Here is a 15793-nt window from a genome sequence, read left to right as displayed (position 1 = left end):
AGTTTGGTTATTTGCAAATTTCGTTATTTGAATCACTAAATTTATAAATTTCTATGATAAATTGCTGTTAAAATATATTTTAATTCCTATTCTTTTTTTAATGTTTTTAAATATTGAATACTTTCTGATTTTAAAAGCCGAATTATCTTTAGTGTTTCTTTTTTCTTATGAAGCTCAAAAAGCCCCTTGTAAGAACAATAGGTTATAAAATGATGGTATTTTTCTTTCGGAATTTTTAATTCGGTAAAGAAAAAATAGTCGCCAAATTCTTTTAATATTACTTCAGGTATGTTTTTCTTTTTTTCTAATTTTCTTTTCTGAAGATTGGTTTTGGCGCTTCCACCTCCAAAACGCAAGCCAAAACCTTCAAAATAATTGGGCAATTTTACGATAGCAGGCTTCGATAAAGAAATTTCATTTAATTCTACGGGCATTTTAGAAATGGCATTATAATCTATCTTTTTAATATCGGTAATAAGTTTTTGAACCAAATTTGCCTTACGATCTTTAGGAACACTTTTTAAATCTAAAGATAAAAAACCAGATAAATTGTGGCGTTTTAAAGTAAATTCATCTAAAGTATATACCTCTTTTTTAAGAGTAATAAAGTTTATTTTTCTCTAAAATGCAATTTTTTTACTTTTATTTTTTGGGTTTTAAAACCTATCGAAGAAATTTGTAAACTGTCGTTTTCTGAAGCCAAAATTTCAAACAAACCACGATCATTAGAAAACGTACCTCTTTTTGTGTTTAGGTTGATAATGTGTGCGTTTTTTACAACGGTTGAAGAATCTATAATTTTTCCGAAGAACAGCGTTTTGTTTTTTTGAGAAAAGCAGGCAAACGAAATGCTAATAAAAAGTATGGACAAAGTTCTTTTCATATATGTATGGTAACAAAGAAAAGCACGATGGTTCTTAAAAATGTGCCAACAAATTTATAAACTTGTGTTAAAAGGATTCGTAAAAACGAGGTATAAAAAAAAGCATCATTTATTTTATAAATGATGCTTTTAAAATTTTTAATACTAATTTTTATTGCTTTTCTAAGGTAATGAATACATCAGCTTTAATATCAAAATCTGCTCCACTAACTGTAGGTAAAATAGCATCTTGATCTATAGAGGCCTTTAACTTCATATTTTTACCTGAAAACTCAATTACTTCAACTACATTTGAAGTTCCATCTGGATTATTAAAAGTAATGGAGTTTTTATTAAGTTTCCACTTACCAGAACCTAAACCATTTATTGCTGTTGCTTCTGCTTCTTGAGCCCCTGTAGATTTACCATTTGCAATACTTGTTGTAACAATGGTAAATTTTCCTTTTGCAGAAATTAAGTTCGGGTTTTCATCAAAAGTATAGGTAATATTAAAATTTTTACCAACACTATTTGATGTAAAATCTACATCAATGCCTTTGGAACTAATTTTACCACTAGCATCTGAACTAAATGCGATAAGATTCCAAGTTCCTACAATATCTGAATTTGATAATGAAATATCTACATTGTCGTTAGATTTGCATGCTAATAATAATGTAGTTGTTACGAATACTAATAAAATTTTTTTAATCATAGCTTTTGTTTTAAATTTTAGATAAAGATACATGAATAAACTGGAAAAAAACGTTAAATTTATGTTATGAAAAAAATGATAATTGCAAGCACATCTACAATACACGGAAGTGCATATTTAGAATATTTGTTACCTACATTAACGACGTTTTTTAAAAATATAAAAACATTACTTTTTATTCCTTATGCAAGGGCAGGAGGCATTTCTTACGATGCTTACACAGCAATTGCCCAAAAAGCTTTTAAAAAAATAGATATTAATGTACAAGGAATTCACGAATACAAAAATGCAAGCGAAGCCATTTTTAATGCTGAAGGAATTTTTACTGGTGGTGGAAATACGTTTGAGTTGGTACATCAAATTTATAAAAATGATATTTTAATTGATTTAAAAAAGGTAATAGAAAATGGCACACCGTATTTAGGAACCAGTGCAGGTAGCAATATTTGCGGAGCTACTATGATGAATACGAATGATATGCCCATAGTATATCCGCCAAGTTTTAAAACTTTGGGGTGCATACCTTTTAATATCAATGCCCATTATTTAGACCCGATAGAAGGCTCTACACACATGGGAGAAACACGTGAAACGAGAATTAAAGAGTTTCATGTTTTTAATGAAACTCCTGTTTTAGGTTTGCGTGAAGGCAGTTGGCTTTCTGTTAAAAACGATACCATTGTACTTCAAGGAAAATACACCGCAAGATTATTTCTTAAAGATAAAAAACCGATTGAGCTAGAAAGTGGAGTAGAGGTTCTTGTTTAGATTTACTACTTACACAAAGTTTTTTAATTTTGCTAATTGCTAATTGCTAATTGCTAATTGCTAACAGAAATACTAATAATTTACATAATCTACAATCTCTAACCCATAGCCAATCATTCCTACTCTTTTTGATTGTTGAGAGTTGGTAATTAACTTTAATTTGCTAATGTTTAAATCGTGCAGAATTTGAGCTCCAATACCAAAGTCTTTGTTATCCATTTTAATGGCTGGTGCTTTTAATTCGTTATTGGCTTGGTTTTCTTTAAGAACTTGCAATCTGCTTAATAAGTTTTGCGATTGGTTTTGCTGATTTACAAAAATAATAGCTCCTTTTCCTTCTTCGTTAATCACTTGAAACATTTGGTCTAGTTTTTTATCGGCATTATTGGTAAGCGTTCCTAAAATGTCGTTGTTTACTAATGTTGAATTTACTCTGGTTAAAATTCCTTCATCTTTAGACCAAGAACCTTTTGTAAGTGCTATATGAACTTGCTTATTGGTGGTTTGTTGGTAAGCTCTTAACCTAAATTCTCCAAAACGAGTTTTAATATCGAAGTCTTCTTTTTTCTCAATTAAAGAATCGTGTTCCATTCTGTATGCCACCAAATCTTCAATAGAAACAATTTTAATATCGAACTTTTTAGCAACTTCTAAAAGTTGAGGCAAACGCGCCATGGTGCCATCTTCGTTCATAATCTCTACGATTACCCCTGCTGGTTGAAAGCCTGCCAAACGTGCAAAATCAATTGCGGCTTCTGTATGCCCAGTTCTTCTTAAAACACCACCATCTTTTGCTCTCAAAGGAAAAATATGTCCTGGTCTTGCTAAATCGTATGGTTTTGTGTCTTTTTCGATCAACGCTTTTATTGTTAAAGCTCTGTCTGATGCAGAAATTCCAGTGGTAACTCCCTTTCCACGTAAATCTACAGAAACTGTAAATGCAGTTTCCATAGGATCTGTATTGTTATAAACCATCATTCCTAAATCTAGTTCTTTACAGCGTTTTTCAGTTAATGGTGCACAAATTAATCCACGACCATGTGTTGCCATAAAATTAATCATCTCTGGAGTTACTTTTTCTGCTGCAGCAAGAAAATCGCCTTCATTTTCTCTGTTTTCATCATCTACAACGATAATAACTTTTCCGTTTCTAATATCTTCAATCGCTTCAGAAATGCTGTTTAATTTTGTGTTTTTTGTGGTGGTTTTAGTGGTCATATACGAGTGTCTTTTTTAGACGTAAATTTTTTAAAGAAATTTTTAATTGGTGCAAGAATGGCATCTACATTAAAAATGCCTTTATCTTTTGTGGCTCTTCTTGTAAGAATAATACCTAAAGGAAGCATTACCATTGTAGCAATCCAAGAACCTAAGAGAGAAGAAACCGAACTTTCTTCCGCTAGGTTTTTGCCTAAGGTGTTTCCAAAGAAGTAAATAACATAAATGGCAATTGCTAAAATCATTGGCAAACCAAAACCACCTTTTCGAATGATAGATCCTAATGGCGCTCCAATAAAAAATAAGATCAAACAAGAAAAAGAAAGTGCTATTCTACCATAAAATTCCGAATCGTAAAAATTTAAACTTTTACGTTTGTATTTTATACTATCGGAATTATTTTTAACATTCGTAAACGCGCTATTCATTTTAGAGACAGAGGTGTTTAGAATGGTAATTTTATTTTGAATATCGAAATTGTCTAAAATATTTTCTTTATTTTTTACGTTGGGTTTTAAAGAGTCGTTATATGAATGTAATTCTTTGGCATTTGCAATGTTAAAAATGGTTTTTGCTCTGGATAGTAACATATCATCATATGTAGATTTTAATACAGGAATCGTATCTTTTAGCTGATGTAACGTTCTCATATTATAGCTATTCTTAAACTTTTCTTCATCTAATTTTCCATCTCCTACAACATCAGAAATATCTATATTAAACTCGTATTCTTTAAAAGTAGCTTGCGATGCAGGCATTTTTAATCTTTTTCTTGGTGTTTTTGCAGATTTTGAATAATCTTCGTAATAATTGCCATTGTATAAAATAAAGGTCATGTAACGACTGCCTTCTTCTGAAATAATTTTGCCTCTTTCTGCGGTAATTACTTTTTGATTTCCGTAATTATTTATTTGATAAATAAGTACTTTTTTTAGTAAATTTTGTTCTTCGCCATATTTTTCATCAAATTTAATTTGATATCCAGGTAAATCGCTATTAAAACTTCCTGGAACTAAGGCTAAAGCGGGTTTTTTCTTTTTTATATTGTAATATAAATTACGTTGTTTTAGAGTTGCGTACGGAAAAATGTTATTTAAGAATAGAAAATTAATGCCACTTAAAATTACCGTTAAAATAATTAAAGGCCTTACCAATCTTTGTAAAGAAATTCCTACAGATTTGGCTGCCGCAAATTCGTAGTTTTCTCCTAAACTTCCTAAAGCCATTATCGAAGAAAGCAATACTCCAATGGGTAAAGCTTGTGGTACAATACCTAAAGTGGTATAGTATAAAAATTTTAGAATAAAGGGCAAGCTAATTCCTTTGCCAGCTATATTTTCGAAAACTTGCCAAAGCACTTGCATTACTAAGACAAATAATACAATAAGAAATGTAGCTACAAAAGGAACTAAAAATGTTTTTAAGATGTATTTATCTAAAATTTTCATTGTAGCAAAAGTAGTTGCTTAAATATAAATATGCTACTAATTTTCTGTTAATTGAAAAAATTAGTCAATCGTATAATTTTGACTTAAAAATTTTGCTTTATTGAATTTGAAAAAGTTGTTAGATAAATCTTCGTTTTTCTTAAATTTATTAATGGTAAAGGTTGTTTTAGAACCGTTAGAACCTGTTTGAATTAATTTGTAGATGTGTTTTGATTTTGCATCTATCCCTAACTCTACCTTTACAATGTCAGAATTACTATCAATAGGAGTTAAAGTTACGTATTGTATGTGTCTTCCTTTTGTGTTTTCTAATTTTCCCATTGTATAGTTATAGCCTTCTTTGTAAAAAGTTAGTAATTTAGAAGGATAAATAAAACCATCATCTCCTTCTAAATCTCCTTCTGTAATAGAAATTTCTTTTTCGTCGTGATTAATTACGTATAGTTTTTGCCCATCGTAAATAAATTGATTTCCTAAATAATTTAAGATGTATTTTTCGCCTTTTAATTTAATTTCTCCTCTAATTGGGGGTTCGTCTCCTTCTTTAATTCCTGCGGCTTCGTTGCTTAAAGTTTGACTAAAACCAATGGACATGTTTTTGTAAGCCCCCATTTTTGTAGAAACTTCATCTAATAAAGATTTTGCTTTTTCTGCATTTTGAGAGAAAGTAATTGTTGTTAAAAAGATACTTAAAAATAATAATGTTATTTTTTTCATAATTTAAATTTTGTACTTTTTAAAAGTATTTATAGGTTTTTTTCATTTTCTAAAAGTTCTTCTAAGGCTACTAAATCTGTTACTAAAACTTGCCTTGCTTTACTGCCTTCAAAACCACCCACAATACCAGCAGCTTCTAATTGATCTATTAATCTTCCTGCTCTATTATAGCCTAATTTTAATTTTCTTTGTAAAAGCGAAGCAGAACCTTGTTGTGCTGTTACAATAATTTCTGCGGCATCTTTAAAGAGTTTATCTCTTTCTGAAATATCAACATCAATACTTGTGCCACTTTCTTCTCCAACATATTCTGGAAGTAAGTATGCTTCTGGGTATGCTTTTTGTGAGCCTATAAAATCGGTTATTTTTTCGACTTCTGGCGTATCTACAAAAGCACATTGTATTCTATTAATATCGTTTCCAGCAGTGTATAACAAATCTCCTCTACCAACTAATTGATCTGCACCACCAGTATCTAAAATGGTTCTAGAATCTGTTTTAGAGGTTACTCTAAAGGCAATTCGTGCAGGGAAATTCGCTTTAATAATTCCTGTAATTACGTTTACAGAAGGTCTTTGTGTTGCTACAATTAAGTGAATTCCAATGGCTCTTGCCAATTGTGCCAAACGTGCAATTGGTGTTTCTACTTCTTTTCCAGCCGTCATTATTAAATCTGCAAATTCATCAATAACTAAAACAATATAAGGTAAAAATTGATGCCCTTCATTAGGGTTTAATTTCCGTTTTTTAAATTTTGCATTGTATTCTTTAATGTTACGTACCATCGCTACTTTTAGCAAATCGTAACGATTGTCCATCTCTATACACAAAGAGTTTAGGGTGTGTACAACTTTGGTGGTGTCTGTAATAATCGCTTCTTCTTCACCTGGTAATTTTGCTAAATAATGGCGCTCTATTTTATTAAAAAGTGTTAATTCTACTTTTTTGGGATCTACTAAGATAAACTTAACTTCTGCAGGGTGTTTTTTATATAAAAGTGAAGTTAAAACAGCATTTAACCCAACAGATTTTCCTTGGCCAGTTGCTCCAGCCATTAAAAGATGAGGCATTTTAGCCAAATCGATTACAAAGGTTTCGTTAGAAATTGTTTTTCCTAATGCGATTGGCAATTCCATTGGCGAGTCTTGAAACTTCTTAGAAGAAATTACAGAATGCATAGAAACAATGGTCGATTTTTTATTTGGAACTTCAATACCAATGGTGCCTTTTCCTGGAATTGGTGCAATAATACGAATTCCTAAAGCAGATAAAGACAATGCAATATCGTCTTCTAAATTTTTAATTTTCGAAATACGAATGCCTGCATCTGGTACAATTTCGTATAAAGTAATGGTAGGGCCAACAGTTGCTTTAATTTCTGCAATACCAATTTTGTAGTTTTTTAAAGTTTCTACAATTTTATCTTTATTCGCCTCTAATTCGTCTGGGTCTATGGAAATAGTTTCGTTGTATTGTTTTAATAAGTTGAAGGTTGGAAACTTAAAGTTAGACAATTCTAAGGTTGGGTCGAATTCACCAAAATCTTTTACCAATTTGTCTGATAAATTTTCTATTTCGTGTTCTTCTTCTTCAACGGTTTCAACATCAATTTCTACTTCTTTTTCTTCGGCATTCGAAACTGTTGTTTTTAAAATGGGTTCTAAATCCTCTTCGTTTTTAGTTATTTGTAGAGAAAGGTCTTCTTTTTTGGTATCGACATTCGAATGTTTCGCAATAGTGGGTTTTAAATTTTCTACGGAAAGCTCGAATTCCGATTTTTCTTTTTTTTCTAAAGTTGAATGGTTTGTTTTTAAATCTTCATCATTAGATGTATTAAAAGCCATGGCATCATGCTCGATTTCTTCTAATTTCTTTTGTTCTCTTTCTGCTCTTTTTTGTTTTAATCTTTCTAAGAATAAATCGAAAGTTAGTTTGTATCGTAAAACTAAGTAAGTAACAAATGCGAACGCTAAAATAATAATGAGTCCTGTTTTTCCTAAAAATGTTTGTAGGTACTCATTTATCTCAAAACCAATGGTTCCAGATAATAAAGCAAATTTACCTGCAACAAAGCCTAAAGTTACAGAAAGCCATAGCATTGCAATTAATGCCCAGTTCCAAGAAATAATAATTTTAGAAAATTTTCTTTGAAATAGTACGTACAAGCCAGTTATAAAAATCTGAAAATCGATTATAAATGCGCCAATTCCAAATCCTTTATAAATAAAAAAATGACTTAAATTAGCGCCAATTTTACCTAATAAATTACGGCTTTTTATAGTTTTATCTCCTAATTTAGCTAAAGTACTTTGGTCTTCTTGCCAACTAAAGAAAAAAGAAATAAAGGCAATACACAAAAATAACGCGAAAAACACCAAGAAAAACCCAAGAATAGTTTGAAATTGTTTGGTTTTTAAAAATGCAAAAACTGAAGGTTTTTTTTCAGTAGAAGAAATTGTTTTTTTTGTGTCTGTTTTTTTTTTAGCCATTAAGTATTTAATAATTTAAAGATAATTTTACGAGTTGTTGCTAAAATAATAAATTGATTTTTGGAATGTAAATAAAACCAGCGATTATTAAAGAAGTAATGGCAGCAAATGTTGGTGCACCTGCTGCGATGTCTTTAATTAAACCAATTTTTACATGAAAATCTGGATGAATAAAATCGGCAATTTCTTCAATGGCAGTATTTACAGCTTCTGCAACTAAAACAAGGCCTATTACAATGCATTGTAACATCCATTCTGTACTAGAAATGTTAAAATAAAAACCTAAAACAGTGGCAAAAGCAGCAACGCAAAGTTGTGCTTTTATACTATCTTCTTTTGTAATAAGCCTCCAAACACCTCTAAATGCAAATTTTAAACTTCGCAACCTGCCTCTAAGAAAACCATCATTCGGATTCTTCATAAAATTAGATAGCCTTTAATGCAGCCTCGTAATTAGGTTCATCTACAATTTCAGAAACCTGTTCTGTATATGCTACTTTACCATCTTTATCGACAATAACCACAGCTCTAGAAAGCAAATGGGCTAAAGGGCCGTTTTTAATTTCTAGCTGATAATCTTTACCAAAATCGCCAGTTGCAAAGTCAGATAACATTTCTACATTATCAATGCCCTCTGCACCACAAAAACGTGCTTGTGCAAATGGTAAATCTTTAGAAATACATAAAACAACCGTATTTTCTAAATGGGTAGCTTTTTTGTTGAATTCGCGAACAGAAGTTGCACAAGTTCCAGTATCTATCGACGGAAAAATATTCAAAACCACATTTTTACCAGCAAAATCCGATAATTTTTTATGTCCCAATTCAACCGTTGTTAAAGTAAAATCTGGAGCTTTTTCTCCAATTTTAGGTAAATTTCCAATTGTGTTTATTGCGTTTCCTTTTAAAGTAATATCTGCCATTTTTATGAGTTTTAATTTTTTCAAAAATAACCATTTTTATTGTAATTATTCAATCAAAATTACAGAAGTTGTTATGCAAAAAATCTTTGTGTAATACGTATCTTCGCAGTCCAAAAAAATATCGAAAATTGAATATTTCTCAATACACATCTGAGTTTAAATACAATTGGAAACTTGCAGCACCTGTAATGTTGGGCATGTTAGGGCATACATTTGTGAGTTTTATCGATAATATTATGGTTGGGCAAATAGGAACTGCAGAATTGGCAGCAGTTTCTCTAGGAAACAGTTTTATGTTTATTGCAATGTCTATTGGAATTGGTTTTTCTACCGCAATTACGCCATTAATTGCAGAGGCAGATTCGTCTAATAATCTTAAGCAAGCAAGATCTACTTACAAACACGGACTATTTTTATGCACTACTTTAGGTATTTTACTTTTTTTATTAGTGTTTTTTTCTAAACCGTTAATGCATTTAATGCAACAACCAGAAGAAGTAGTGGCTTTGGCAATACCGTATTTAAATTGGGTTGCTTTTTCGTTAATTCCTTTGATTATTTTTCAAGCAATTAAACAGTTTAGTGATGGCATGTCTTTAACCAAATACCCTATGTATGCAACGCTTTTGGCAAACATAATTAATGTTGTTTTAAATTATATATTAATTTTTGGAAAATTAGGTTTTCCAGAAATGGGCATTGTTGGTGCAGCTTATGGAACCTTAGTTTCTAGACTAATAATGGTAATTTATTTGTGGTTGGTTTTACGTTTTAAAGAACGTTCTGGACGAATCGTAAAAGACATTAAGTTTTTTGTTTTAGATCTTTTAATGATTAAAAGAATAATTAACCTAGGGTCTTTAAGTGCCATGCAAATGTTTTTTGAAGTTGCTATTTTTACAGCCGCAATATGGTTGAGTGGTTTGTTAGGTAAAAACCCACAAGCAGCCAACCAAATTGCACTAAATTTATCTTCGATGACCTTTATGGTGGCAATGGGTTTAAGTGTTGCTTCTATGATTCGTGTTGGAAATCAAAAAGGATTGCAAAATTTTAAAGAATTAAGAAGAATCGCTTTTTCATTATTTCTTCTTGGAACATTATTTGCCATTTTCTTTGCCTTCATCTTTTTTATTTTTCATAAAAGTTTACCCAATATTTATGTCGATTTAAGTGATGCTGAAAATTATTTAGATAATATGGAGGTATTGTCAATCGCCTCTAAATTATTATTAGCAGCTGCTTTTTTTCAAATTTCTGACAGCATTCAGGTAGTGGTTTTAGGAGCTTTAAGAGGTTTGCAAGATGTAAAAATACCAACGATTATTACATTTATATCTTATTGGGTGGTTGGTTTTCCTGTTTCTTATTTCTTAGGAAAAGAAGAAATGTATGGAAGTTTTGGAATTTGGTTAGGTTTATTAGCGGGTTTAACAACGGCCTCTATTTTATTATTTATAAGATTTAATTCCTTAACTTTAAAGTTGATAAAAGAAAAACAAATATCATAAATAAATACAAATAACAAGGGGTAAAAACCCTTTGCTTCATAAAAAAGAATCAAATGAATTTACCAAAATTTTTATTAGCAGATAACAGTAATTTTCCTGAAGATATTTTTGTATTGCATACAGAATTTCCTCGTTTTATTATCAATTTAAAAGATGATGAAATTGAGTGGTTCGAAGATTTAACAGGAGAAAATGAAGAAGATATTGCTACAGAATTAGCCGATTTAATGGATAAAGCTGGGGCTTTTTATGATGAAGAAATGAAGCAATATGAGTAGGAGCATTAATGTTGGATAAAAATACCTACAAATAGAATTTACCGTAATAAAACACCCTTTTTCGTTTACTATTTCAAAATAAAAAGGCATCAATGCAATGTCTTATTTTTCTTTAAGATTAAATTTCTTTTGCTGTTGTTTCGTTTTCGAAGAAACTAAACACGTTACCACCATAACGTTTATCGTAATGGTGTTTTTCGTGTTTAGACAAATCTGTATGTTTCGAATGTTCTACAATTAAAATTCCACCTTCATTTAACATTTCTTTTTCGAAAACAAGCTCAACTATTTTTAAAAACTGTGCTTCTTTAAAATCGTAAGGTGGGTCTGCGAAAATTACATCGGCTTTTAAAGATGTTTTTTCGAGAAATTTATAAACATCACTTTTAAAGGTATTGATCTCTAAATCAAGAGCTTTTGCGGTTTCATTAATAAATTTAATACAACCAAAATATGCATCAATAGCATAAATGGTTTTGGTACCTCTAGAGGCAAATTCGTAGCTAATATTTCCTGTACCAGCAAATAAATCGATTACAGAAATGGCATCGAAATAGTACCTGTTGTTTATAATGTTAAACAACGATTCTTTGGCCATATCTGTTGTGGGTCTAACAGGTAAGTTTTTAGGCGCAGATAGACGTCTTGATTTTAATTTCCCAGAAATAATTCTCATTCGCCTAATAGTATAAAATTCGTGTGTGTTTCTAAATTTAATTCTTTAAAAATAGGGTTTTTACTCTCTAAAAAGTAGATGTTTTTAACATACTTATAAATTAATTTGTACAATGTAGAATTTAAAGAAATACGCCCCATTAAATACAAAGGAAATTCGTTTGTGTCTAATTGTAACTGTTCTGCAACAAAAAGAATATAATATAAAAAATCTTCTTCGGAAGTATATGTAAAAGAATTGTAGAGCAGTAACTTTTTATTTTCTAAAACCACAATATCAAAAGTGGTTTTAGAAACATTTACATACATTGTTTTGGTTTCGCTTTTACTTTGTTGTATCAATTTGTCTATAAGTACAGTGCTGTGGTGTTTGTAATTGAACTCTCCGAAATTGTTAAATAGGTAATTATTAATATTTACGTAAGGCACATATACATTTTTTGCCTCTATAGAATCGATTTCGTCGAAAGTTATAAAATCTGTTGCCAGTGTTTTTATATTAAAATTTAAATAAGAAGCTAACTGATTTTTATTAAAATATTCGTTTGGTACTAATGTAACAAGGTTATTTTGATGAATTACAATCACACTAGAAAAATCTTGTTGTAAATGTGTATCTTTTTTAAAAATATCTTCAATTTTTAACAATAGACTTTCTGGAGTTGCTTGTGTTTCTGGAAAAGTATATTTGCAGAAATACATATCCTTTTTAGACAATGTGTCTTGGATAGAAAAAGAAAATCCATCCAAATGAAATTGGATGGATAAATTTTTATCTTTTGTGTTTTTCAAAGTAAAATAGCTATTCTCTTTTTTCACCTTTTTTATCGTAAGATGTAGGCCAGTTACCTCCAGTAGTTACTTCATCTAAAGAACCTACAGAAATATATTCTCCTTTAATTTGATCGGTTGCAATGGCTTCTAATTCTTGCTTAATTAAAGATTCGTTTTCTCCTTTTAAAAGATCTGCCTTAGGTGTTTTTGCCATAAATGTAGGTACAACTAAGCCAGGTACTTTTTCTACGGTTCCAACCTCTAATTCAAATTCTTTACCATCTAAACCAGGAACTTTAAACATATTTTTATAATCTCTACCTTTAAAATACTTTAAAACAGGCTCATAGCCAATTGTATCTGTAACTCTTTTTTCTACATCAACAATAACACCACCACCTCTATTTTCTTTTTCGACAACTGTTCTTGTGTTAGTTAATGCTAATTTAGCAGTATCTATAAAACTTATTAAGGCTTTTTTATTATCTGTGTATTTTCCAGTTGCTTCGTAGTGTTTTACCTCTGCATCTCTAATTATTTTAAGATTTTCTACAACTTTAGCATATTTTTTAACTTTAGCTTTGTTAAAATTTATGGGTTCCATAATTCCATCGTAAATTTTGGTTCCTAAAAATATTGCGGCAAAAAGCAATAATAAAGAAGCTAACCAACGTAACTTTAAAGGTAAAAACTTAACTATAACAATAGCTAAAAGCACAGCCACTAATACTGCTGCTAAAATCATTCCAATTAATCCCATTTTTAATATTTTTTTAATAGTCTTATCGCAAATCTACAATTTTTTTTTAATGATAAAAACTTTTATTTACAAATCGACGTATCTTTGATGTTTTAAATGCTTTATGATAGAAAAACCAAGCGAATTTAACAGCGAGCTTCTTCGAAAATTTCCGCACGAACCTACTTTTAAACAAGAAAAATTATTAAACCTATTAAGCGATTTTATTTTTAATAAAGATAAAGACGCTTTGTTTTTGTTAAAAGGATATGCAGGAACAGGAAAAACAACCACCATAAGTACTTTTGTGAACTGTTTGTGGTCTGTAAGAAAAAAATCGGTTTTATTAGCACCAACAGGAAGGGCTGCAAAAGTAATTGCACTATATTCTAAAAGACCCGCATTTACAATTCATAAAAAAATATATTTTCCCAAAAAACAGGCAAATGGTTCTATAGATTTTGTTTTGCAAACCAATAAGCATACAAATACTATTTTTATCGTAGATGAGGCTTCTATGATTGCAGATGGTAAACAGAATCAGAATTTTTTTTGAAGCTAAATCTTTATTAAGTGATTTAATATCTTATGTATATTCTGGTAAAAATTGCAAACTTATTTTTATAGGAGATACAGCGCAGTTGCCACCTGTAAAGTTAAATGTGAGTCCTGCTTTAGAACAAGATACACTAATGTACGATTATCAGAAAAATGTTTCAGAAATAGAGTTAGACGAAGTAATGCGTCAACACGAAAATTCAGGAATTTTAGCCAACGCCACAAATTTAAGGCTTTTGTTACAAAATGAAGGCGATTCTTTTCAGTTTGATGTAAATTTTCCAGACATTAAAAGATTAGAAGATGGTTACGATATAGAAGATGCCATTGTAAATGCTTACGAAAATGAAGGTGTAGAAGATACTGCATTTATAGTACGTTCTAATAAAAGGGCCAATCAATACAACCAGCAAATACGTTACAATATAAGAGGACAAGAAAATGAAATTTCTGCTGGAGATTATATAATGGTTGTAAAAAACAATTATTATTGGTTAAACGAAACTTCGAAAGCTGGTTTTATTGCGAATGGCGATATTTGCAGAGTTTTAAAAATATTTTCTATTAAAGAATTGTATGGTTTTAAATTTGCAGAAGTAGAAATAAAAATGATCGATTATCCAGACATGCCCCCTTTTGAAACCGTGTTGCTTTTAGATACACTCACTAGCGAAAGTCCGTCTTTAAAATACGAAGAATCTAACAAATTATATGAAGCTGTAAAAGAAGATTACGCACATGAAAAATCGAAATACAAACAATTTTTAGCCATTAAAAAGAATAAGTATTTTAACGCTTTGCAGGTAAAATTTTCTTATGCAATAACTTGTCATAAATCTCAAGGAGGACAATGGAAAACCGTTTTTATAGAACAACCATATTTACCTGATGGTGTTTCAAAAGAATACTTTAGATGGTTGTACACAGCAATAACAAGAGCGCAAGAAAAGCTATATTTAATTGGTTTTAAAGACGATTTTTTTGCTGAATAATCTTCAGGTCAGAGTTTCAAGTTTCAAGGTTTTCTCTCGAAGTCGCAGATTCGCAACGTTTTGGTTTTTTTGAAGTCGCAGCGTTTTTTTTTATTTTAAACTTCCAATTTCTTATTTTAACAAATATCCAATCTGTATAGAGCCGTATTTATGGCCGTTATCAAATCGTAAATTTTTCGATTTGTTCGAGTTGTAATTAAAAGTATATCCAAAACGAAATCTGTTTGCGGTAAATTTTAATCCGATTTCTAAATTAAAAACAAGTGGCACAAGTTCGTTGGTAACTTCACTCTTTTTATTTAAAAAACTTCCTTGTAATGTAGCATCGTAAAGCGCATATCTTAAAGTTGGTTTTATAAACATAAAAGATTCTACCTCTCTAAAATAACGGGTATTGTTATTATTGATATTAGAATTAAAAGCAATTGAATTTACTAAGTTTTGTAAAGGTTTAAAGCCAATTCTTCCATAAAAGCCAGTAGAAATATTTGTAAAAACGGTTCCTGCGTTTGCAGAATTTACCCAAGAAACATCAAAATAATTCGTATTATTTTTTAGTAGCAGTTTGTTAAATTCAACATTAAAATTTAATGCCAAAGCGTTTTTTACTTGATATTTCCAGCCCACAGCTTCTTTAAAACCATAAATGTTATGGATAAAATTTTGTAATTCTTTTCCATAAGCATAAGCACCAATAATACCTAACTGAATAGAAGTTTTAAAAGTTTGGTTGTTTTTATAAATTCTATCAATACCAAAACCACCATATAAATAAGCCGCAAAAGGCCTGTCGTGGTCTTCTTTAAAAACAGCAATTGACCTGTAAGGCGAATACATTTCGTGCCCAACACTCCATTCTAGAATTCGTTTTTCTAAATTTTCTTTTTTGTATTTAGAAAGGTATCTATAAGATAAAAATGCTCCGTTTGTATAATAACGATCGTCGTTTATAGAAACGTATAAATCGTTTTCTGTAATAAAACTAATTTCTTTCGATAATTTCTGTTGAGAAAAAATAGTTAAAGTTGCTAAAGCAAATAAAATGAAGCTAATTTTTTTCATAAAACGCAAATATATAAGAATGTTCTAAAACTTCTGTAAATTGATGTTTTTTTAACTCTCTAAA

At 30.2% G+C, this 15793-nt stretch carries 16 protein-coding genes and 1 pseudogene; 4 read left to right on the top strand and 13 right to left on the bottom strand.

Annotation, left to right across the window (positions count from 1 at the left end; all coding sequences use genetic code 11):
* Nucleotides 1–86: 86 nt before the first annotated feature.
* The 3 genes from JL193_RS03275 to JL193_RS03265 all read right to left on the bottom strand — a co-directional run bounded on the left by JL193_RS03275 (nucleotide 87) and on the right by JL193_RS03265 (nucleotide 1577).
* Nucleotides 87–491, bottom strand: a complete 405-nt coding sequence (locus tag JL193_RS03275; RefSeq protein WP_207972468.1) for a hypothetical protein — start codon at nucleotides 489–491, stop codon at nucleotides 87–89.
* A 119-nt stretch (nucleotides 492–610) separates the two neighbouring features.
* Nucleotides 611–883, bottom strand: a complete 273-nt coding sequence (locus tag JL193_RS03270) for a carboxypeptidase-like regulatory domain-containing protein (RefSeq protein ID WP_207972467.1) — start codon at nucleotides 881–883, stop codon at nucleotides 611–613.
* Nucleotides 884–1034: 151 nt separating this feature from the next.
* Nucleotides 1035–1577 (bottom strand): lipocalin-like domain-containing protein, encoded by a 543-nt coding sequence (locus JL193_RS03265; RefSeq protein ID WP_207972466.1) that lies wholly within the window; start codon nucleotides 1575–1577, stop codon nucleotides 1035–1037.
* 66 nt (nucleotides 1578–1643) lie between these two features.
* Between JL193_RS03265 and pepE the strand changes: the two genes are divergently transcribed.
* Complete coding sequence (gene pepE, locus JL193_RS03260) at nucleotides 1644–2345, top strand: dipeptidase PepE (RefSeq protein ID WP_207972465.1); 702 nt, start codon at nucleotides 1644–1646, stop codon at nucleotides 2343–2345.
* Between the two features lie 72 nt (nucleotides 2346–2417).
* On the opposite strand, the gene ribB is transcribed toward pepE, so the two are convergent.
* From ribB to tpx, 6 genes are read right to left on the bottom strand one after another with little or no spacing between them, the layout of a single operon-like run.
* A complete protein-coding gene (gene ribB, locus JL193_RS03255; RefSeq protein ID WP_207972464.1) occupies nucleotides 2418–3563 on the bottom strand; it encodes a 3,4-dihydroxy-2-butanone-4-phosphate synthase in 1146 nt (381 codons plus the stop codon).
* Nucleotides 3560–5011, bottom strand: a complete 1452-nt coding sequence (locus tag JL193_RS03250) for an LptF/LptG family permease (RefSeq protein WP_207972463.1) — start codon at nucleotides 5009–5011, stop codon at nucleotides 3560–3562. Before JL193_RS03250 ends, ribB begins: the two co-directional genes overlap by 4 nt.
* Nucleotides 5012–5071: 60 nt before the next feature.
* The gene (lolA1, locus tag JL193_RS03245; protein WP_207972462.1) at nucleotides 5072–5728 is read right to left on the bottom strand and encodes an outer membrane lipoprotein periplasmic chaperone LolA1; all 657 of its coding nucleotides are present in this window, start codon (nucleotides 5726–5728) and stop codon (nucleotides 5072–5074) included.
* Between the two features lie 29 nt (nucleotides 5729–5757).
* Nucleotides 5758–8217: an FtsK/SpoIIIE family DNA translocase gene (locus JL193_RS03240; RefSeq protein ID WP_207972461.1), complete on the bottom strand. Its 2460-nt coding sequence runs from the start codon at nucleotides 8215–8217 to the stop codon at nucleotides 5758–5760.
* Nucleotides 8218–8257: 40 nt separating this feature from the next.
* The gene (locus JL193_RS03235; RefSeq protein ID WP_207972460.1) at nucleotides 8258–8638 is read right to left on the bottom strand and encodes a diacylglycerol kinase family protein; all 381 of its coding nucleotides are present in this window, start codon (nucleotides 8636–8638) and stop codon (nucleotides 8258–8260) included.
* Nucleotides 8639–8642: 4 nt separating this feature from the next.
* Nucleotides 8643–9140 carry a thiol peroxidase gene (gene tpx, locus JL193_RS03230; protein ID WP_207973372.1) on the bottom strand — a complete coding sequence of 166 codons (498 nt, stop codon included), beginning with the start codon at nucleotides 9138–9140 and terminating at the stop codon, nucleotides 8643–8645.
* Nucleotides 9141–9268: 128 nt separating this feature from the next.
* Here tpx and JL193_RS03225 point away from each other — a divergent pair, with 128 nt between their 5' ends.
* Nucleotides 9269–10651 carry an MATE family efflux transporter gene (locus tag JL193_RS03225; protein ID WP_207972459.1) on the top strand — a complete coding sequence of 461 codons (1383 nt, stop codon included), beginning with the start codon at nucleotides 9269–9271 and terminating at the stop codon, nucleotides 10649–10651.
* A 53-nt stretch (nucleotides 10652–10704) separates the two neighbouring features.
* The gene (locus JL193_RS03220; RefSeq protein ID WP_207972458.1) at nucleotides 10705–10929 is read left to right on the top strand and encodes a DUF8828 family protein; all 225 of its coding nucleotides are present in this window, start codon (nucleotides 10705–10707) and stop codon (nucleotides 10927–10929) included.
* A gap of 118 nt (nucleotides 10930–11047) precedes the next feature.
* On the opposite strand, the gene JL193_RS03215 is transcribed toward JL193_RS03220, so the two are convergent.
* From JL193_RS03215 to JL193_RS03205, 3 genes are read right to left on the bottom strand one after another with little or no spacing between them, the layout of a single operon-like run.
* Nucleotides 11048–11605, bottom strand: coding sequence for an RsmD family RNA methyltransferase (locus tag JL193_RS03215; protein WP_207972457.1), 558 nt, complete (start codon nucleotides 11603–11605; stop codon nucleotides 11048–11050).
* Nucleotides 11602–12396: a DUF3822 family protein gene (locus JL193_RS03210; RefSeq protein WP_243456820.1), complete on the bottom strand. Its 795-nt coding sequence runs from the start codon at nucleotides 12394–12396 to the stop codon at nucleotides 11602–11604. The genes JL193_RS03215 and JL193_RS03210 overlap by 4 nt, the downstream gene beginning before the upstream one ends.
* Before the next feature lie 10 nt (nucleotides 12397–12406).
* Entirely contained in the window at nucleotides 12407–13138 is a 732-nt protein-coding gene (locus JL193_RS03205; protein ID WP_207972455.1) for a hypothetical protein, read from the bottom strand.
* A 103-nt stretch (nucleotides 13139–13241) separates the two neighbouring features.
* Between JL193_RS03205 and JL193_RS03200 the strand changes: the two are divergent.
* Nucleotides 13242–14667 (top strand): annotated as a pseudogene (locus JL193_RS03200) (ATP-dependent DNA helicase).
* Nucleotides 14668–14778: 111 nt separating this feature from the next.
* Here the strand turns inward: JL193_RS03200 and JL193_RS03195 are convergent.
* Complete coding sequence (locus JL193_RS03195) at nucleotides 14779–15729, bottom strand: lipid A deacylase LpxR family protein (RefSeq protein ID WP_207972454.1); 951 nt, start codon at nucleotides 15727–15729, stop codon at nucleotides 14779–14781.
* Nucleotides 15730–15793: the final 64 nt, after the last annotated feature.

The sequence above is a fragment of the Polaribacter batillariae genome (genome assembly GCF_017498485.1).
Taxonomy (GTDB): domain Bacteria; phylum Bacteroidota; class Bacteroidia; order Flavobacteriales; family Flavobacteriaceae; genus Polaribacter; species Polaribacter batillariae.
This window is presented reverse-complemented; position numbering and strand designations above follow the sequence as displayed.